This is a genomic window from Metabacillus sp. RB-C-LZQ-3-1, assembly GCF_058315175.1.
On sequence record NZ_JBZFLI010000007.1, the window covers coordinates 87,682 to 108,675 of the forward strand.

The window sequence follows — 20,994 nt, forward strand, 5'->3', positions numbered from 1 at the left end:
TTACTAGGAATGTCGAAAAATTGGGGGTTTCATAGTGAAAAAGGTATTGGTTATAGTGACACTTATTGTGTGCGGAGCTGCAATTATACTTGGTAATCTTCATTGGAATGAAAAAATATCCGCACAAGGTGAATCGACAGCAACCAACATTGAGCAAGCAGATAAAAATAAAAAGGAAGAACAGGTAGAGTCTGAGTCTGATAGCTTAGTATACGCTGCCAATCTTCCTGAAAAATTACAAGAAAAAATAAAAGAAGCTATAGGTTCTGATAAACCGGTAAAGTTTGTGATATTCGGTACATCTGAAGCAGAGGGTACTTGGATCGATTCGTTTACAAAAGAATTAGCTGCTAATTATGGGGAAGAAGTATTCGATATCACGGTGATATCAACTGGTGACAACTCAACACGTGAGATAGTCAATGAAGGTACATTTGAAGAAATTAATCAGCTAAATCCGGATGTCTTGCTTTTTGAGCCGCCTATGCTTAAGGATAACGGAAACGTTGGAATTAGCAATACACTTAGTAACCTTGAAAAAATGTTTGAGTCATGGCAAGAGGTAAATGAAGAACTGGTATTAATGGTTCAGCCACCTAACCCATTATATGCAGCTACATATTATCCGAGTGAGGTACAACAATTACAAAAGTTTACTGAAGAAAATGAGTTGATCTATTTAAATCATTGGGATAACTGGCCAGAATTAGATGATGTGAAAATGAAAGACTATTTAACCAGTGATAATAAGGCAAATGAAAAGGGCTATGCTATTTGGGCGGAGTATTTAACTGAATATTTTGTTGTAAAGTAACACATAGGAACATATTTCGTATATGTCTTATTTAATAAAATACACAAGCAACAAGATAGTGGTAAAGCAATTGACAATTACGATTCACCAGACAACAGTGTCAGCAGGTTCTAGTGAAACATCAGTCAATGATGAACCAATAAGTTCTAAATACGAACATGTTTAACCTATTACAAAGTGATACTTCTAGTAGGAGCTTCTATATTTTTTATTGTATAAAAACGTAAAGCGTATTATATATGAAGGGACTGGTGTTCGCCAGTCCCCTTCTTCGATTAGAATTCAAAAGTAATGGTCTTATCCAGGAGGATTTTCTATGAAAAAAAAAGCTATAATTGGTCTGTTTACTCTTGCATTAGCGTTTATGGTAGCTGGCTGCTCAAATGATGAGAGCAGTGGTACCTCAAAGGAAAACCAAACAGACGTACAGAAGGAAGTACAGGATTTAAAAGTAGAAAATAGTCATTTGAAGGCAGAAAATGAAAAACTAAAGAAGAAGCTTGAACTATTGCAGAAGAGTAAATAACGAGTATATTGAATTAGACAAAGTTTATATTTGAGGTAAAATGGTTAGCGGGTATTCATACAGAAAAAAGATGAGTCCGCATTTATGCCGGACTCATTCTAGAAACGTTACTTGCTTAAAAAGATTTCGTTATTAACGGAAGCCTGTCCTCCAATAATTGTGATAGATCTAGAATTTACAATTGATTTTATTCCGTTGTTAGGTAACATATTTGGTTTTGTTAATAATAAGGATCCTTTTGTTTGAGCAATTAATATTGAACCAGTTAATGCATCTGTAAAGGTGAGACCTGAAGCAAGGTAAGTAGGTCGATCAGAATTAGCATATTTATTGAAGATGTTTAATGCGACTTCATATCTATCCTTACCACCAATCCTTACAGGGTTTGGCAATTGATCAAAGACACTATTTTCAACACTAACTTCTCCGCCAATAATCTCGCTGACCTTAATTGGATGACTTAATAGTTGATTTTTTATTGGGCTAGGTATTTCACTATCTTTTACTAATAGAATTGGTGCACCTAGTATTGAAGCATGAGGAGCAATTGTTAATGCATCAGCAAAAACATACCCGTTTGAAATAAAAACCTTCTCCCAATTATTTAATTCGGTTGCTATTTTACTTGATACTTCAAATCGATCTTTGCCACCTATTCTCCTGATTTCAATTCCAAGTTTTTTTAATTGAACTTCAACATCTTTTGATATACTGACTACACCACCGATAATAACTGCTTTTTTAGCACCTAATCTCTTAACTTCATTTAATGTGTTAGGATCAATTTGATTAGGTTTCGATAAAAAAATCGGTGCGTTCATTTGATATGCTAGCGGTGAAGCCGAGAGGGCATCAGCAAATGCTAAATAATTGGTAATAAATACTGTGTCAGCTGTTTTCCAGGTTTTACGAGAGATATTTACTGCAACTTCAAATCGATCTTTTCCATCTATTCTTTCCGGTAATTTTGGGGCTTGAATTAGTCCGTTTCCATATAACCGGTCTTTTCCAGGTACGCCCAAGTCAAGTGATTGAGAAGAGAGAATAGATCTTATTTTATATGAATCTAATCTAGGAAAAGCTTCTTTTAAGAGTGCTAAAGTTCCAGATACATAACCAGAAGCCATAGAGGTGCCATCCATAACTGCATATTGATTATTTATCAAAGTACTATAGATTGATTCACCGGGCGCAACCACTTCAAGTTCGGGACCAGTTGCAGAAAATAATGATCTTTTGTTATATTTATTAATTGAACCTACTGCGATAACAGATGGGTATTTGGCAGGGTATTCAATCGTGTTTTCATAAAGATTACTACCGTGATTACCTGCAGCTGCAACTATGAGTATTCCTCTGGATTCAGCTTTTTTTATTATAGCCTCTAGTACTGAGGAATGTGTGTCTGAACCTAGACTGAGGTTAATAATCTCTATATTTTGATTAATGGCCCAGTCAATTCCAGATGCGACATCAGAAAGTAATCCCTCACCATTTTTGTCTAACACCTTTACACTATATAAGCTTGTACCAGGAGCAATTCCAACAACTCCAATATTATTGTCTTTCGCTGCAATAATTCCAGCGATGTGTGTACCGTGACCATTGTCATCGTAATATGATTTTGTATACGGAACAAAGGATTTACCACCTGAAATAGTCAGGTCTTCATGAGGGGATATACCAGAATCAATGATGGCAATTTTTACACCAGCACCTGTAAATGTTGAACTGTTAGTTTCGCTTGATTTTATTTTAGAAATACCCCAATCAATTTTTTGTGTTAAATGTTTCACCTCTTGTTCATGATCTACAGCAATAATTTCATGATGATTTCTAATACGATTAATAGAATGTTCAGGTAATGACACTTTGGCTGCATGTATATTTGTATATTTTTCAATTAATGTTCCACCATTTTGGACAATAAATTCTTCATCAATCTTATCTTCAAATAAGATTAAATAATTATTTGCGGTATTTGGTTCCTCTGCAAATGATTTTTGGGAAGTCAAAAGAAAAAAGCTTAAAATAAACGATAAAAAAATCAATTTTTTCATTCCAGGTAAAATCCCCTTTCGAGTGAGAATGTCTAAATTATAAATACATAATTTTAGGTTAGGAGTAAATTTTATCTAAATTTTTTCTATTTTTTTACTAGTATTATAAAGGATATTGATTATTTTCCGATACTATTAATATAGAAGATATAATTTATAAAATATTAATTAATAAACTATATCAAACAATAGTTTGTTATACTTATTAGGTTGTAAACTACGGATAGAATTTTAGGAGGTTTTATAATGAAAAAAATAACAAGTGTAATGGTTCTATTCATTTTAGTTATTACATCTGCTTGTGGGATGCAACAAGCAGAAACTTCAAAAGAAGTAAATTCTGATAGTAAGGAAGAAACAACTACTGTCCTTGAAAAAAGTGGTGTTTATGTTGGCCAAATAGATGGCCATACAGTCGAAATTAGCATTGATGGAAAAGGAGAGACATTTTATACACCACCAGCTATAGCTGAAGAGATCCTTAAATTAGAAGATGGAGTTTCTGTTAATTTCACATACTTTGAAAACGATAATGGAAGATATGAAATAAAGGAAATTACACCTATAGATTAATACACTTTAAAATATATAATTTGTATTTACTAGATTTACAGATTTTGATAAATTTATACATGTTAAAACAAAAGGTGCAGGGAGGAATTGAGGAAATTGAAAAAATTCAGCAGAATATTGATAGTAATGATCGCTATGCTACTATTTTTTTCTCCGACATCAACATTTGCGGCAGATACTATCTCGGTTAAGCTTGTGAACTATTTAGGAAATAAAACTGAAGTTCCAATTGAAACAACTGGTTCTTATAAACTAGAAAATAGTAATACTAGATTTTCAGGAGCGGATCGTTTTGAAGTAGCATATAATATAGCATCAAGTCAATGGAAGACGGCTGATACGGTTGTTGTTGTGAATTATGAGGCTTTTGCAGATGCATTGTCTGCTACACCACTTGCCTATAAAGAAAATGCTCCAATATTATTGGCTAAACCAAATGAACTTCCAACGAAAACAAAACAAAAGCTTCATGAACTTAACCCAAATCAGATCATCATAATTGGTGGTAAAAATAGCATATCATCATCAGTTGAAAGCCAATTAAAATTAATAGCTTCGGTAAGAAGGATTGATGGAAATGATAGATTCCAAGTCTCTCAAAATATTTCAACAGAGCTAGGCGGAACAGAAAAGGCTATTTTAACCAACGGTTATGTGTTTTCAGATGCCCTTTCAATAGCTCCATATGCAGCAAAAAACCAAATTCCTGTACTATTAACAAAAAATAATGAATTACCGTCCTATACAAAACAAGCTTTAAATAATAAAGAAGATGTCACCATTATTGGTGGTGAAGCAAGTGTAACCCAAAATGTTCAAAACCAACTTGGCTCATCTTTCTCTAATAGAATTGGAGGGAGAGACCGATATGAGGTTTCAGCAAACATTGTTAAAGAATTAAACCTGGATGCTAGTAAGACATATCTTTCAAATGGAGAGAAATTTGCAGATGCATTAACTGGATCAGTAGTAGCTGCTCTGGAGAACAAACCACTTCTATTAACAAAAGCATCTGTACTTCCAGATCCAATTAAAAATATTATTTCGGAAAGCTCGACCAAGTCCTTTGTACTACTTGGCGGACCTGTTTCAATAAATTACTCTGTCGAAAATCAACTTCCTAATGCGCTTTATCTACAAGATAATGTAACTTACAAAGTAAAGATTTCATCTGGCAGTATTGGATTATATCAAGGGTCTGAAAAAATTAAAGATTTTGGTACTTCTGCGTTTACAATTTCACCATCTAGTTATAGTGAGATAAATAGAATATCGGTAAATGGCAGGGAGTATCTAGGGAAAATGGAATTTGGGATTGAAACAGTTAATAATAGTAAATATGTTCGTCCCGTAAACAAAAATATTCCTTTTGAGGATTATTTAAAAGGCGTTGTACCGCATGAAATGCCTACTTATTTTGCAGAGGAAGCATTAAAAGCACAGTCCGTTGCAGCGAGAACTTATTCTGCAAGCAGTATAGGAAAAACTGTTGTAGATTCTCAAGCATACCAGGTTTATGGTGGATATGAATGGTATACCAAAACAAATAATGCTATCGAAGCAACAAAAGGTAAAGTTTTAAAATATAATAATAGATTAATTGATGCTGTTTTCTCAGCGAGTAATGGTGGACAGCTAGAATCTAATTCAAATGCATGGGGTACAACCCAAGTTCCTTATTTAATTACAAAACGGGACTCTTTTGATGAAGAATTTGTTTGGGAGTATAAAATTAATAAATACCAAATTAAATTAACTGAAGATGAAATAAAGGATCCAGGTAATTGGTGGACCAAATACAAAGAGTCAGAAGAGACCAAATTAGTGAAATTAAAAAAATGGTTAGTTGATAATTATCATCCTAATGCAGAAATAAAAGTATCATTAATTAATTCAATTAAAATTGGAGAAACGAATTCAAGCGGTCGTGCAACAACATTGATTTTCAACCTTGATTATTTTGTTAAGGAAGGATCTAACTATAATAGGTTCGTAAAAGACATTACGGTCCCAGCAAATACGGTTAGATCATTGTTCGGAACGATGGAAATCAAGAGTACATTAATAAATGCTATTAACTACCAAAATTATCAACACATATTAAAAGGTAGTGGGTTTGGACATGGTGTTGGACTGAGTCAACATGGGGCTAATAACAGAGCTAATAGTGGTCAGACCTACCAAGAAATATTAAACTTTTACTATCCGGGTACACAACTTACATCATACTAACAGCTTGGGAAGTCGATTCCGACTTCCTTTTGTCTGTGTCTTTATGGTGAATTTTTAGGGGGGAAGAATGTTGAAGAGTGTTTTTAGAAGTCTAGTATTGATTGCATTGTGCTTTTTTCTCTTTATACCGGAAACAAATGCCAGTGTAAACACAACAAGAATTGATGGGGCAAATCGTTTTGAGGTTGCTGTTAATGTTTCCAAAAAAGGGTGGACTAGCGCAAATACGGTTGTTGTTACTTCAAGTGAGGCATATGCTGATGCATTAGCGGCAACTCCTCTCGCGTACATGAAGAATGCTCCGATTTTGTTAACTAATTCAACTATATTAACGTATGTAACAAGTAATAGAATAAAAGAGTTAAAGCCAAGTGAAGTAATTGTTATCGGAGGCCCCAAGAGTGTTTCGGAATCTGTTATGAGGAGCATAAAAAATCTTGGGATCTCAAATGTTCGAAGAATTTCGGGAGCAAATCGATTTGAAGTTGCAGCAAATATTGCAAAGGAAATGCCAAGTACGAGCCGTGCAATCTTAACATATGGACATACTTTTGCTGATGCATTATCAATTGCACCTTATGCTGCAAGAAATCGTATCCCGATCTTGCTAACTGAAAGATATAGTATTCCTTCAGCAACGAAGAACATTCTTAGTTCAAAGGGGATAAAGGATACAATCGTTGTCGGTGGTGAGAATAGCGTAAGCACCAATGTGTTTAATTCTTTACCTTCACCAGAAAGAATTGGTGGAAGAGATCGATATGAAGTAGCCGTTAATATTATCAAAAGGTTTAACTTATCAACATCTACATCATTTATGTCCAATGGTCAAGCTTTTGCTGATGCATTATCAGGGTCGGTCTTGGCTGCTAAGACAAACTCTCCGATACTATTAACAGGTTCATCAGGAATACCAGGGCCTACTGTTACTTTAATTAAAGATAGAGGTATCAGAAATATAACAGTATTAGGCGGGACAAAGTCTGTAACGACTGCAGTTACAAATCGAATTTCTGCACCATTGTTTGGGAAACGTATAGTCATTGATGCTGGACATGGGGACCAGGATTCGGGAGCAGTAGGGAATGGTATACAGGAAAAGGATATTGTATTGGATGTAAGTAAACGACTAGCTAATAAACTGAAGAATGTCGACGTTGTTCCATATATGACACGGGATCAAGATGTTTTCCTAGAGCTAGAGGAAAGAGTTGAATTTGCAAAAAGTAAAAATGCGGATGCTTTTATCAGTATCCATGCAAACTCATTTACAGACTCTAGTGCAAACGGAACAGAGACATATTGGAATTCAACATATTCTGGAACACAAAGTAAGTCATTAGCGACGGAAATACAAAGTAGATTAGTTACTCGTCTTGGTACAAGGGATCGAGGAGTAAAAGAAGCAAATTACTTTGTCATTAAAAATAGTACAATGCCGAGTGTTCTCGTTGAACTTGCTTTTATTTCAAATTCCTCAGATGCAAGAAAATTAAAGGATCCTTCATACCGTGATAAAGCAGCTCAAGCGATTTATGAAGGGATTAAAAATTATTATGAATAGGATATTGAACCTTACTCATGATATATAGGTTTATTAAAAGCACACGTTTTTAATTTTTACGTGTGCTTTTTTATTATGAACCTTAGTTTAAAAATTATGTATTTGGTTTAATTTTATAGTATTTAAAAGGAGGAGTAAGAAATTTTAACAAATCATAAAGTCTTGAATATTAAGTTTGTTTAGGATTTCCCCACTAAAAAAAACTATAGAAATTATTTTAAGTTCTGATATAATATCGGAAGGGTAGATAATAACCCTTAACTCTGGTAACAATAATACAAAACATATCTCTTTCTTAATAAAATTGAAATAAAATTGTCAAAATCTGTTGTCCAATTTCAACATAAGTAAAAAACGGTTATGTTATAATAATTTCCGAGTACTGTTGAAACAGATGTCCTAACCATAATAGAAGAGGTGTTCTTTAATGAGTGCTGAAAAAAGTTTTAATCTTTATAGAGATTACTCATTACAACAAAAATATTCATTAAATTTAAGCAAAACGGCACATAAATATTTACAAGCAAAAAGGGTGTTTGATGTAATATTCTCACTAATTGGAATAATTCTTGCAGCACCTTTTATTATTCTTTTTTCATTTTTAATCAGTTTGGAAAGTCCAGGTTCTCCTTTCTATACCCAGGAAAGGGTTGGGAAAGAAGGCAGATACTTCAAGGTTATAAAATTAAGATCGATGAAAATTGATGCTGAAAAGTACGGAGCTAAGTGGGCTGAAAAAAATGATCCAAGGATTACAAGGATCGGTGCCTTTATCCGAAAGACAAGAATCGATGAGTTGCCACAACTGTGGAATGTACTAGTCGGAGATATGAGCCTAATTGGGCCTAGACCCGAAAGACCGAATTTTACAGCGGAGTTCAATAGAGATATCCCTGGTTTCACAGATAGACTTATTGTTAAACCTGGGTTAACTGGATGGGCTCAAGTGAATGGTGGATATGAAATTTCACCTGAGGAAAAACTAAAATATGATATGTATTATATAAAAAATTTGAATTGGAAATTAGATATGCTGATCCTTTTTAAAACAGTTAAAGTAATTTTTACTGGTGAAGGAGCAAGATAAAGAAAAGAGTTGTAAATATGTCTAGTATTACAAAACAAATTCTAGCCGGAGCGAAATGGACCAGTATTTCTACTATAATCATTACAGTCATTCAAGTAGTTCAATTTGCTATATTAGGAAATATCCTTACTAAGGAAGAATTTGGTCTTGTCGGTATGATAACAACTGTTACGATCTTTACCCAAATTCTTCTTGATATGGGAATTGGAGCTGCTATTATACAAAAAGAAAAAGTTTCAGATGATCAACTATCTACTCTTTATTGGTTAAATATAATAGTTGGTCTTCTTCTTTTTTTTATGTTGTTTTTTAGCAGTGGTCTGATTTCTAATTTTTACAATCAACCATTGTTAGAAGGTTTAATAAAGGTCCTTTCACTTATGTTTTTGATTGCACCAATCGGACAACAATTTCAGTATTTGATTCAAAAGGATTTAAAATTCAATCTTTTAAGTAAAATTGAAGTAATTTCGAATATCTTAGCATTTTTGCTCCTAATTTCTTTAATGTTTCTTATAGAAGAAATTTTGGCATATGTCATATCAATTGTTTTTCTGAATTCCTTTAAAGGAGTTTATTACTTCTACAGTTATTCAAAGATGTGGAAACCAAAATTTGTTCTAAAAATAAATATTATAAAGGAATTTTTGTCCTTTGGATTTTATCAATTGTTGTCACGGCTAGTGAACCGTATTGGCTCAAATATTGATTATATATTAATTGGACGATTCTTAGGAGCAGAAGCCCTAGGGATATATTCGCTTGCCTATCAAATTATTACAATTCCGGTGTTGAAAATAAATCCGATCATAACCAGGGTGGCTTTTCCGGTATTTTCTAAGAATCAAGCGAATAATGCTTTACTTACTGAAGGATTTTTAAATGTAACAAAAGCATTAGCGCTCGTTTCTTTCCCGATTTTGATCGGATTAATTAGTATATCAGATGTTTTTGTTGAAGTGGTATTTGGTGCAAGATGGCTCGACGCTGTACCAATAATAAATATTTTAGCTATTGTAGGGATATTACGGGTTCTTATGAATCCAAATGGGTCTGTCTTGTTAGCAAAAGGTAAAGCCAATTTCGCCTTTTATTGGGATTTTGGTATTATGATTTTGTATGGAGTAACTTTATACATTGCAACAAATTATAACTTAGAAGTTGTTGCCTGGACATATGTTGTGACAAGTTTTATCAACTTTTTTGTTGGTAGATGGTTGCTTAAAGTCGTAATCGATATGGAATTTAAAAAATATTTTAAAACCATTTTAAAACCATTAATCATTACTTTGATTATGGGAGTCATTACTTATTATTTAAATACGAAACTTTTGGTTAATATATCTAATATTCCATTGGTTAATTTAGCTATATTAGTTTTTGTGGGAATATGTATATATTCACTATTACTATTCTATGGCTATCCTGATTTGCGGATGCTATTAAGAAAAAGACTTCGGAGGCAAAAAGCATGAGAGTCCTATGGATTACCACTCAGTATCCAAGTGATATTGCCCCAGGAGCGGGAGTTTTTCATAAAACACAAATCGATGCTCTTGTTAAACAAGGAGTTGAAGTAACGGTTATTACGCCGGTACCTAAACTCCCTAAAATATTTGAATTGCTTGATAAAAAGTACAAGCTAAGCAACCAAAAAAATACACAACTACCACGCCATGAAAAAGTAAACGGTGTTGATGTTTATAGACCTTCGTATACGGCTCTCCCTGGACAGCTTAAGTGGGCTCAGCCACATCGAAGGATAGCAAAGTCAATTAGAAAATTGATTGAACAAGAAAAATTACAGTTTGACTTAATTCATTCCCATTTTGCTATGCCTTCTGGTGGAGCTGGCAATATAATAAGTAAGGCTTTTAGAAAACCATACATTGTAACATTACATGGGAGTGATGTTAATGTATACCCTCACTATAGCTCTTTTGCTATGAAGGCATTTAAAAATGCTATTGTAAATGCTTCTGAATTAGTAGCGGTTAGTAAGAAATTATCTTTAAAGACAAACGAATTAACAAATAGAAAACCATTTGTTTTGCCGATTGGAATAAATCTATCTACTTTTAGTTTGAAGGATATAACTGGGACCGAAGACATAGCAATTCCAAAAGAAAAAATAATATTAACCTATGTTGGCCGTCTTGTCAAAGAAAAAGGAATACTGGAATTAACTGAAGCTTTAAAAAGCTTAGACGAACGCTTTTATTGTATCTTTATTGGAGATGGTCCACTTAAAGAACATTTAATTAAAGATCCTGATCTAAATGAGAAAATCATGCTTACTGGACAGGTTCCTAATGAAATGGTTACTACATATTTATCTAAAACAGATATATTTCTTTTACCTTCATATAGTGAGGGCATGCCGACAGTTTTAATTGAGGCACTCGCATTAAAAAAACCCGTCATTTCTACTAATGTTGGGGGAGTACCTGAATTGTTTGGTGACTATAGTCATCTTTTAATTGAGCCTAAATCTTCTCAACAAATTAAAAATTCTGTATTAGACTATATTGATGGTTCAGCTTATTCAGAAAAAATAATTGAAGATCTTTTTGCCAAAGTTACACACGAATATAATGCTGATTTAAATGCAAGTAAGTTAAAAGAATTGTACGCCAAAACAATAAACAAGGTAAAAGGGTGATTAGTATGCAAATTAAAAAGGTCATTATACCAGCTGCAGGACTAGGTACAAGATTTTTACCAGCAACAAAAGCACAACCAAAAGAGATGTTACCGATTGTGGATAAACCAACCATTCAATACATAGTTGAAGAGGCAGTTTCATCTGGTATTGAAGATATTATTATCGTAAGCGGCAGAGGGAAAAGAGCGGTAGAAGATCACTTCGATAAATCCTACGAATTAGAAGAAACACTTGAAAAGAAAGAAAAATACGCAATGCTTGAGGAAATACAATCAATTGCAAATTTGGCAGATATCCATTATATCAGACAGAAGGAACCTCTAGGACTAGGCCATGCTATATGGGTTGCTAGAAAATTTATTGGAAATGAACCGTTTGGAGTCATGTTAGGCGACGATATTGTTAAAACAAAAGACAAGCCTTGTTTAAAGCAATTAATTGATGCCTTTAATACTCATCAAACCTCTATTGTCGGTGTTCAAGAAGTGCCAAAACAAGAGGTGTCCAAGTATGGAATTATTAATCCTGGGAATTTCATGCAAGATCATCAAATTTTTGATGTGAATGGACTTGTTGAAAAACCGGAAATTGACAAAGCTCCTTCAAATTTTGCTATTATGGGAAGATACATTCTTACACCGGAAATTTTTGATATTCTAGGAAATACTCCTAAGGGTTCTGGTGGAGAAATTCAATTAACGGATGCTATTAATTCGCTAAATTATGCACAACCTATAAAAGCATATAACTTTGTTGGTGAAAGATATGATGTTGGAGATAAATTTGGATTTATAAAGGCAACAATTGATTTTGCTTTAGATCGAAACGATCTAAGAGAAGAGGTTATTGATTATTTAAGGAACTTACATAATATTGATTATAATAAAAAAGGCTAAGAAGTCAGTATTATAAAGTTCATTAAATGAATGTTAAAAATAAGTCGTTAGTATTTTCGATAAATAAAAAAGGTGTGATAGTATGAAAAAGGTATTGGTCACGGGTGGATGTGGTTTTATTGGTTCTCACATAACTGAGAAATTACTCGAAAAGAACTATCATGTTGTTGTAATAGATAACCTAGTAACTGGAAATAAAGACAATATTTCATTAAATGATGTAGAATTTTATAACCAAGATATTAGTGACGATAGTGTGGTTGATTTAATTAAGATAATTCAACCTGACTATATCATTCACCAAGCTGCTCAAGTCAGTGTCAGTGAGTCAATGAAAGATATGTATTATGATGAGAAAATCAATGTCCAAGGTTCATTAAATATTATAAAGGGTGCAGCTGAAGCAAATGTTAAGAAAATTATCTTTGCATCTTCGGCGGCTGTTTATGGAAACCCATCGTATTTACCGGTTGACACTAATCACCCAACAAATCCTGAATCTCCATATGGCTTAACAAAACTTACTGTAGAGCACTATTTAAAATTCGCTAGTGAGATTTATGGCTTAGATTATACAGCTTTACGATACAGTAATGTTTTTGGTCCACGTCAGGATACAAAAGGTGAAGGTGGCGTTGTTGCAATCTTCTCCGAAAAAATTGCTCATAATGAAACACCTGTTATTTATGGTGACGGGCACCAATCACGTGATTTTATTTATGTTGAGGACGTTGCAAATGCAAATATTGCAGCTCTTACAAAAGGCTCAAGAATGGTGTTAAATGTATCTAGAAATGATTCAATTACTGTAAATGAGCTATTTGAAATTATGAACAAAATTACAGGAGCCTCATTAAGCCCAATTTATGAGCCAGCACGTTCAGGTGATATCCGAGATAGTACTCTTTGCAATGAGCAAACGATAAGAGAATTAGATTGGAATCCAGAATATACTTTAAAAGACGGCTTAGGAAAAACATTAGAGTTTTATTCTAAAGTTAATTATTCTTTATAATCATCAGAGGCTGTTGACAAGAGTCAGCAGCTTTTTTGATGCTAAGGAATTTACAAAATTTTCGAAATGTGGATAAGCGCACGACATCCAGCTCCTGCGCCTAGCCCCGAAGCACAGGACGTGCAAGTGCGGTCGTGGAGATTGACGTCGCGATTTTAGACTGCCTCGAGGTCATAAGCTAATTTAAAATAGAAGGAAAAGAACGCCTTCTATTCTAAATCATCTTATTTGCCTGAGACTGATCAAGGCGCTTGCGCTCTTGTTCTTGAGTAATATCGAAAAATCTTTGTGTTATACTAACTCTAGGATATTCACCATCTTTGGGAAGTGACACTAGGAGGAGAAGTATGATTAAAAAGCCATACCTATTAGATTATTTTTCATTGGTCATTCTAACACTTATTGGTGGAATAAGTACTTATTTTTTATCCTTAAAGGGGTTTGACCAGTATCCAATAATTATCCTGTTTAATATAGGTTTAGTCATCTTATTATTGGCTAAACCCATATTTAAGAGTGAATTCTTTGTCGTTTTGATGATTTATTTAATGATTGCTTCAACTTTTCTTAATAACGCATTCTTTAAAATAAATCTCGGTTTTTTTAGTTTATTTCCTTATAGGATCGTACTGGTTTTGGTAACGTGTATCATTGTTTATAAATTTATCATGGATCAATCGCATAAGTATCTATGGGAACAGATTAAGGTCAAAAATATATTACTATTTTTTATCTTTTGGCTAGCATATGCTGCAATTAGTCTACTTTGGTCTGTTTCAGTAATAGAAGGAATTAAATATCTATCACTGTTAGTGATGGGAATTTTATTTCTATTTATTGTAGTTTTTTATTTAAACAAAATAGATCGCTTAGTTGGTTTTCATTATATTTGGATGATCATGACTGTGTTTTTAATGGCAATTGGATATTGGAATCACATTACTGAGAATCATTTACCAAGTTCTACGCTGTATTTAGGGCCTGAATATAAGCAGCATTATCCAACTGCAGTGTTTTTTAATCAAAATGATTTTGCTACATACTTATCTATATCCGTCTTTTTCTTTATTTCGTTTGTTAAGAACTCGACGAATGGATTTGTTAAAGGAATTAGTTTCACTATCATTTTTGCTTTACTATATCTACTTTATGCTACAGATTCTAGAGCTGCTTTGCTGGGAGTATTTGTAGGAATTGCTTTCTATATCTTTATTCTTTTGCCAAAGCTTCTTAAACAAATTAGTATCTGGGGTGCATTAGTAGGAATTGTCGGTGTATTTGTCATCTTTTATGATAAAATATACAACAAGTTTTATGAGCTGTTTTTAGCTTCCCAAATCCACCATAATTTCGCAGAACCGATGTCATCTAATGTGGGAAGGGCAAATCTTTTGAAAAATGCTTTTCACTTTATTTTAGATTCATTTGGTATGGGAATAGGAGCTGGTAATGCGGAAGTTTATATGAGTCAAAGACCAATTTACGATACAGACAATATCGTAAATATTCATTTTTGGTTTGCTGAGATTTTTGTGAACTTTGGAATACTAATTTTTTTAGGGTATATTCTTCTATATGGCTATTTTATATGGTTCTTGTTTAAAACCTATAATCGAAAAATGGGTTCGAAGAATAAGTTGATTATAGAAGCCCTCCTAGGCTCTTTAGTTTGTTTTATTGTTTCTAGTATTAGCCCAAGTTCAGTTTCAAATCTATTCTTTCATTGGGTTCTATTGTCCTTCGTTATAGCAACAATAAATTACTTGAAAATTAGTAAAGATAATAAAAGTTTACCATCAGGTTAACAAAAAGGAGTATATATATGAACAGTACAATTAAGAATGTCTTAGTAAGAGCAAGAAAGTATTTTCTTTTTGTCTTAATTATCCCTTTGTTATTAGGTGCCCTTGGATACTTTATTCAAGGAAATCAACCCGAACCAACTAGTGCAACCTCTACCGTTAAAATATCATTGGGCTCATATAATAATGCTCAATTTAATGATTCTGGAAATGTTAAATTAATGATTACAGGGAATCACTTTGTATCAGAGAATTTTCCGGATTTAACAGAAGAAGAAATTAGCAATATCATTCAAAAATTAAATGTAGAGACGATCAATCAAAGGTTAATTTCAATTAGCTATACAGGTCAAAATGAAGAGGAAGCTCTAGAGGTTCTTGAAAATGTTACAAATAAGTTTTTATCTTTAGATAAGGAAGAATACCAAAAACGTAAAGAATTTGAAGAAGATAACCTGACTAATATGCAAGAAGCGACTGTTAGCGACGAGGCAGAAAAACTAAGGTTTATCTATGAACTAAAAGATAAGCTTTTTTCAATGGAAGAAGCAAAAATAACAGAGCCTCTTTCTGTTACATCAGAATCAAGAGAAGAGTTATCCCCGAAGAAAAGAGCCGTTCTAGGGGTACTAATTGGAATCACGATTATGGCTGGGTTTATCATTATTCCTGAAGTATTTAGAAAAGACTAATTCTAAAAAGGAGTTCAAATACAATGACTGAAAAACAACCATTAGTATCTATCATTACTCCTTCCTATAATTCAGAAAAGTATATTAGAGAAACTGTTAAGTCAGTTCAAGAACAAACTTATACTAATTGGGAAATGATTATAGTAGATGACTGTTCCTCTGATAATTCAAGAGCTGTACTTGAAAAACTTGCAAGAGATGAAGAAAGAGTAAAAATACATTTTTTACAAGAGAATAGCGGTGCAGCGGTAGCAAGAAATACAGCAATAAAACTAGCAAAAGGGCAATATATAGCCTTTTTAGATAGTGATGATAAATGGAAGCCAAATAAGCTGCAGACTCAGTTAGACTTTATGAGAAATAATAATTATGCATTCAGCTTTACAAGCTATGATTTAATGAATGAGAATGGGGAGTTATTGGACAAGTCTGTTCATGTTCCAACAGAGATTGATTATCACGGTCTACTGAAAAATACGATTATAGGTTGCTTGACTGTTATGATTGACAAGGAAAAAGTAGGGGATTTTCAAATGCCGAATATTCGTGCTAGACAAGACTTTGCTCTTTGGTTGTTAATTTTGAAGCGCGGGTTTAAGGCATATGGTCTACAGCAATCACTAGCAATTTACCGTATAGTGCCTGGCTCTGTTTCAAGTAATAAAGTTAACATGATTAAAAAAAATTGGTACGTTTATAGAAAAATTGAGAATCTGAATGTACTTTCTGCTAGCTGGTATATTTTTAACTATGCGTTTAACGCATTAAAGAAAAGACTATAAAAAATCTGGTGATAACTATGACAGATCAATCCAAAAAAAATATTCATGTAATTGTTGCAACGGGAGTATGGAATTTAGATAACCTTAGATACAGAAGACATCGACTAGCGGAATATTTAACAAAACTAGACCACACAGCAGAAGTAATATGGGTATGTCCAAGTGCAGGTGGAAAAAATGATCAATTCATCATGCTTGAAAATGGGATAAAGGAATTTCATGTACCTGATCTACATAAAAATAGATTGTTTAGATTTGCTAGATATTTTGATTTATTTAATCAGAAGCATTTAAATAAATTGGTACAATATTTAAAATCAAAAAGTGAATATAATCACTATTTATGGTATACATTTCCAGGGTTTCCTTATTTAGGATATGCCCATAATTGGACAAAAGTGACATATGATTGTAGTGATTTATGGGCGACATCTATGACCGGCAGCAAAAATATTGTTCTCAAGCTAAGAGAAGAAAGCATATTGTCAGCAGAAAAACGAATTATTAACAGGGCTGATACAGTTTATTGCACTTCTGATTTCTTGCACGATAATGTTTTAAAAGTAAATGGTGTTGATAAGGATAAAGTCATGACATTAGAAAATGGAGTTGAATTTGACCTGTTTACTAATGTTGACACTTTGAATAGGGATAACGATTTATCAATCAGCAGTAAACCAGTCTTAGGTTTTATTGGAGGAATAAAGCCGAAGTTAGATTTTGCTTTATTAAATTCAGTAATGAAATCAAGACCTGATTGGGATTTATTATTGGTAGGACCAGATGGAACAAATGGTGATGAAGAGTTTATTGCTTTAAAAAGCTTGAATAATGTTAAATGGATCGATAAGGTACCGCCTAGTGAAGTACCAGCCTATATGAAAAAGATTGATATAGGAATTCTACCTTATAAACAATCAGTCTATAATCAAGCTGTATTTCCACTAAAATTATTTGAATTTTTAGCTGTTGGGAAGCCTGTAGTTGGAATGAACTTACCCTCCACTAGGAAATACGCAGAAAGCAATGTATTTGAATATATTGATGATGTGACAACAAGTAACTTCATATCAAAATGTGAAAAGCTACTTGACCAAAAAGACATAAACATTGAAAGAAGAATAGATATTGCTAAAGAAAAAGATTGGAATATTATTTTTAATAAAATGGTGAATGAAGTTCTAAAAGAGGGTTAGTAAAAGAGAAAAAGCATGGCTGCTTAGATTTTCGAATCTAGGTAACCATGCTTTTTGATTTTAATTTTCTAATTCATCTGATTCTACAGTATGATTTAGGTGAGACTTTAGTTCTGATTTTAACGTTTCTAATTCCTCTTCATCAGGAATAAAATAATATACACCATTAATATATTCGTCAGAACCTTCAATTGTAAGTTGTTCTATATCTGAAGAATTGAAACTGCCGAAGTTTTGTTGTAGTCCTAAGGCTTCAGATACACGTAAATTTGTTTCGACATTTTCCCCAATATGAGAAGCAATATCATCTATTTTTAACAAATTATTTGGTTTCATTACTTGGTCAACAGCCGCAGTAATAATTTGTTTTTGCCTATCATTACGACCAAAATCACCTCGAGGATCTCTTTTACGCATTCTTGCATATGCTAAAGCTTCTTCACCGTTTAAATCCATCTCGCCTTCATAGAATTGCAGGTGCTTTCCTGTAATGTCACTCTTTTCCCAGAAATCAAAGGGAACATCAACCGTAACTCCGCCTATTTCATCAATGATTTCTTTGAAGCCTTTAAAATTCACTGTTGCATAATAGTCGACCGGTATATCTAATAAAAATTCTACCGCATTAATCGTTGCTTCCTTTCCTCCAAAAGCATATGCGTGATTTATCTTGTCTTCCTTACCACGCTCTTCTTGATAGACCAGTGTATCACGAGGGATACTAAGCATTTTCATTGTTTGTGCTTTTGGATCAATTGTAGCCACAATCAACGAATCAGTTCGTCCATTTTCGCCACCAGAGGAATAGTCTTCAACTCCTAGTAACAGAATAGAAAAGGGATCTGTTGATACCTTAACTGGTTCAACACGTAACTTTGATTTCTCTCCGCGTTCAAGTTCCGAGTAGGATTTATCAGCAGCCTGTAAAGCAGAATATGTTATATATGCACCATATCCTACGATAAATATTAATACCGTCAAAAGAAGGAATAATAATCGTTTAAGGATAGGCTTTTTCCTTTTCCTTTTTTTCATACTTTGTCTCGTTTTATTCAAATTAGTAACTCCTAACATCCCTAAGTTTTATACAAGGCTTTCGAGGTAAACAACATCCCCCTCCGAAATCTTACACTGCCCATTCGTCAGTTCTGTCATCCACTCGATAAAATCAGTCTTTTTCTCTTCTTCTACATAGGTTTCCACATTTACATCATTTAAATAGTGAATTTTCTTTATTAAATATGTGGAAGAACGTAATTCATTTTCCACTTTCCCCAGCCATGTATAGTCAATGTTTGTATGCATGATACGCATCAGTTTACGTTCAACAATACCGTTTGCTTGTAATGCTTCTGATACTGATTTTCCATAGGCTCTGATTAATCCGCCTGTACCCAGCTTGATCCCGCCGAAATATCGTGTCACAACAACCACAGTATCCTTAAGGTGTTTCTTTTTTAGGACCTCAAGCATTGGAACTCCAGCTGTACCGCTCGGCTCACCGTCATCATTTGCTTTTTGAATTTGATCATGTTCACCTATAAGATACGAAGAGCAATTATGATTTGCGTCATGATGCTTCTTTTTAATCTTCTGAATAAAGCTAATCGCTTCTTCTTCGGAAGTTGCCCTTTCTATATAGCAAATAAAACGTGATTTTTGGATAATTATCTCATGCTCTCCATAGCCTTTTACGGTATAATAATGTGAAAGCATGCTTGTACACCTCCTGACAAGCAAGCAAAATTAGAATAGCACATTCTATTATTATAAAACGACATAATTTTTACTTCAATCGTAAAAAATGTGGCAAAATAAAAATAACTGTCGAAACACAGGAGGGATACATATGAACTCCCATAAAAAAATAGATAGCAAAATGCTTGATGCAGTATTAGATAAGATGATTGGAACCGTTGCAGGGAGCAAGGATGAAATTTTTAAAATTGGTGAGCAGTCCAGGCAGCAATACGAATCATTGGTTGAAGAGCTAAAAGAAATAAAAATTCAGGTGAGCAGGGTCATTGAAGAAGGAGACAAGCTTGAAGCCCAAACCCGGCTTGCTCGTAATCGTCTCTCACAGGTGAGTAAAAATTTCAAGGAATTCTCTGAGGACGAAATTAGGGAGGCCTATGAAAAGGCGCATGGGCTTCAGGTTGAACACTCGATGCTTCAGCACCATGAGAAGCAGCTTCGTGATCGTCGCGATGATTTGGAAAGACGTCTTTTAGGCCTTCAGGAAATCATTGAAAGATCTGAGGGTCTTGTTAGACAAATTTCAGTTGTGCTGAATTATTTAAATAGTGATTTACGCCAGGTGGGGATGCTTTTAGAGGATGCACAGCAAAAGCAGGATTTTGGCTTGCGAATTATTGAAGCACAGGAGGAAGAACGAAAGCGTGTTTCAAGAGAGATTCATGATGGACCTGCACAAATGCTTGCAAATGTAATGATGCGTTCAGAACTTATTGAACGGATTTTCCGTGAGCGTGGGACTAAGGAAGGCTTTAAGGAAATAAAGAGTCTAAAAGTAAATGTTAGAAACGCCCTGTATGAGGTAAGGAGAATTATTTATGACCTAAGGCCAATGGCGTTAGATGACTTAGGACTCATCCCGACCCTCAGAAAATATATGGATACCATCGAAGAATATAATGGCAAAATTAAGATTGATTTCCAGAGCATAGGTGAAATGGGAGATAAGCGACTCCCGCCTCGTTTTGAAGTGGCTCTATTCCGGCTTGCGCAGGAGGCTGTTACAAATGCGTTAAAGCATGCAGAAGCAACAGAAATATCCATTAAAGTTGAAGTCACCTGTAAGAATATTACCATGGTCATAAAAGATAATGGAAAAGGGTTTAATATTAAAGAAGCTATGGGAAATAAAGATAAGAAATCATTTGGGCTTATTGGCATGAAGGAACGGATTGATCTATTAGGAGGAAAAATGACAATTGACTCCAAACTTGATTTAGGGACTTTTATCATGTTCCAAGTACCTTTTAATGGGAATTAATCCGAGTGGCATGACTATAGGCATATTGACGTAGGAATGTACTGGGAACTAGACTAGAAGAGATAATGGGGAGG

At 33.8% G+C, this 20,994-nt stretch carries 18 protein-coding genes; 15 read left to right on the top strand and 3 right to left on the bottom strand.

What is annotated here, in order from left to right; genetic code table 11:
• Positions 1 to 34: 34 nt before the first annotated feature.
• Both AC4GZ8_RS13130 and AC4GZ8_RS13135 read left to right on the top strand, forming a co-directional pair.
• Positions 35 to 814: an SGNH/GDSL hydrolase family protein gene (locus tag AC4GZ8_RS13130; protein WP_491082320.1), complete on the top strand. Its 780-nt coding sequence runs from the start codon at positions 35 to 37 to the stop codon at positions 812 to 814.
• A 316-nt stretch (positions 815 to 1,130) separates the two neighbouring features.
• Complete coding sequence (locus AC4GZ8_RS13135) at positions 1,131 to 1,340, top strand: hypothetical protein (RefSeq protein WP_491082321.1); 210 nt, start codon at positions 1,131 to 1,133, stop codon at positions 1,338 to 1,340.
• Positions 1,341 to 1,447: 107 nt separating this feature from the next.
• Here AC4GZ8_RS13135 and AC4GZ8_RS13140 read toward each other — a convergent pair whose 3' ends face one another.
• The gene (locus AC4GZ8_RS13140; RefSeq protein ID WP_491082322.1) at positions 1,448 to 3,400 is read right to left on the bottom strand and encodes a S8 family serine peptidase; all 1,953 of its coding nucleotides are present in this window, start codon (positions 3,398 to 3,400) and stop codon (positions 1,448 to 1,450) included.
• A 246-nt stretch (positions 3,401 to 3,646) separates the two neighbouring features.
• Between AC4GZ8_RS13140 and AC4GZ8_RS13145 the strand changes: the two genes are divergently transcribed.
• The 12 genes from AC4GZ8_RS13145 to AC4GZ8_RS13200 all read left to right on the top strand — a co-directional run bounded on the left by AC4GZ8_RS13145 (position 3,647) and on the right by AC4GZ8_RS13200 (position 17,904).
• Positions 3,647 to 3,973: a LytA/YqiH family protein gene (locus AC4GZ8_RS13145; protein ID WP_491082323.1), complete on the top strand. Its 327-nt coding sequence runs from the start codon at positions 3,647 to 3,649 to the stop codon at positions 3,971 to 3,973.
• A gap of 96 nt (positions 3,974 to 4,069) precedes the next feature.
• Positions 4,070 to 6,205, top strand: a complete 2,136-nt coding sequence (locus AC4GZ8_RS13150) for a SpoIID/LytB domain-containing protein (RefSeq protein ID WP_491082324.1) — start codon at positions 4,070 to 4,072, stop codon at positions 6,203 to 6,205.
• A gap of 70 nt (positions 6,206 to 6,275) precedes the next feature.
• On the top strand, positions 6,276 to 7,769 hold the full coding sequence (locus tag AC4GZ8_RS13155; protein WP_491082511.1) for an N-acetylmuramoyl-L-alanine amidase: 1,494 nt from the start codon (positions 6,276 to 6,278) through the stop codon (positions 7,767 to 7,769).
• A 427-nt stretch (positions 7,770 to 8,196) separates the two neighbouring features.
• A complete protein-coding gene (locus AC4GZ8_RS13160) occupies positions 8,197 to 8,856 on the top strand; it encodes a sugar transferase (protein ID WP_491082325.1) in 660 nt (219 codons plus the stop codon).
• A gap of 17 nt (positions 8,857 to 8,873) precedes the next feature.
• Complete coding sequence (gene tuaB / locus AC4GZ8_RS13165; RefSeq protein ID WP_491082326.1) at positions 8,874 to 10,331, top strand: teichuronic acid biosynthesis protein TuaB; 1,458 nt, start codon at positions 8,874 to 8,876, stop codon at positions 10,329 to 10,331.
• Positions 10,328 to 11,518, top strand: a complete 1,191-nt coding sequence (gene tuaC, locus AC4GZ8_RS13170) for a teichuronic acid biosynthesis protein TuaC (protein ID WP_491082327.1) — start codon at positions 10,328 to 10,330, stop codon at positions 11,516 to 11,518. Before tuaB ends, tuaC begins: the two co-directional genes overlap by 4 nt.
• 5 nt (positions 11,519 to 11,523) lie before the next feature.
• The gene (gene galU / locus AC4GZ8_RS13175; protein WP_491082328.1) at positions 11,524 to 12,417 is read left to right on the top strand and encodes a UTP--glucose-1-phosphate uridylyltransferase GalU; all 894 of its coding nucleotides are present in this window, start codon (positions 11,524 to 11,526) and stop codon (positions 12,415 to 12,417) included.
• Between the two features lie 82 nt (positions 12,418 to 12,499).
• Entirely contained in the window at positions 12,500 to 13,432 is a 933-nt protein-coding gene (locus AC4GZ8_RS13180; protein ID WP_491082329.1) for an NAD-dependent epimerase/dehydratase family protein, read from the top strand.
• Between the two features lie 347 nt (positions 13,433 to 13,779).
• Positions 13,780 to 15,237, top strand: coding sequence for a teichuronic acid biosynthesis protein TuaE (tuaE, locus tag AC4GZ8_RS13185; protein ID WP_491082330.1), 1,458 nt, complete (start codon positions 13,780 to 13,782; stop codon positions 15,235 to 15,237).
• 17 nt (positions 15,238 to 15,254) lie between these two features.
• Positions 15,255 to 15,926, top strand: a complete 672-nt coding sequence (locus AC4GZ8_RS13190; RefSeq protein WP_491082331.1) for a hypothetical protein — start codon at positions 15,255 to 15,257, stop codon at positions 15,924 to 15,926.
• On the top strand, positions 15,926 to 16,708 hold the full coding sequence (gene tuaG / locus AC4GZ8_RS13195) for a teichuronic acid biosynthesis protein TuaG (RefSeq protein ID WP_491082512.1): 783 nt from the start codon (positions 15,926 to 15,928) through the stop codon (positions 16,706 to 16,708). Before AC4GZ8_RS13190 ends, tuaG begins: the two co-directional genes overlap by 1 nt.
• 17 nt (positions 16,709 to 16,725) lie before the next feature.
• Positions 16,726 to 17,904: a glycosyltransferase gene (locus AC4GZ8_RS13200; RefSeq protein ID WP_491082332.1), complete on the top strand. Its 1,179-nt coding sequence runs from the start codon at positions 16,726 to 16,728 to the stop codon at positions 17,902 to 17,904.
• Between the two features lie 60 nt (positions 17,905 to 17,964).
• On the opposite strand, the gene AC4GZ8_RS13205 is transcribed toward AC4GZ8_RS13200, so the two are convergent.
• Positions 17,965 to 18,960, bottom strand: a complete 996-nt coding sequence (locus AC4GZ8_RS13205) for an LCP family protein (protein ID WP_491082333.1) — start codon at positions 18,958 to 18,960, stop codon at positions 17,965 to 17,967.
• A 27-nt stretch (positions 18,961 to 18,987) separates the two neighbouring features.
• Positions 18,988 to 19,620, bottom strand: coding sequence for a YigZ family protein (locus tag AC4GZ8_RS13210; RefSeq protein WP_491082334.1), 633 nt, complete (start codon positions 19,618 to 19,620; stop codon positions 18,988 to 18,990).
• Between the two features lie 133 nt (positions 19,621 to 19,753).
• On the opposite strand from AC4GZ8_RS13210, the gene degS reads away from it, so the two are divergent.
• A complete protein-coding gene (gene degS, locus AC4GZ8_RS13215) occupies positions 19,754 to 20,920 on the top strand; it encodes a two-component sensor histidine kinase DegS (protein WP_491082335.1) in 1,167 nt (388 codons plus the stop codon).
• Positions 20,921 to 20,994 lie beyond the last annotated feature (74 nt).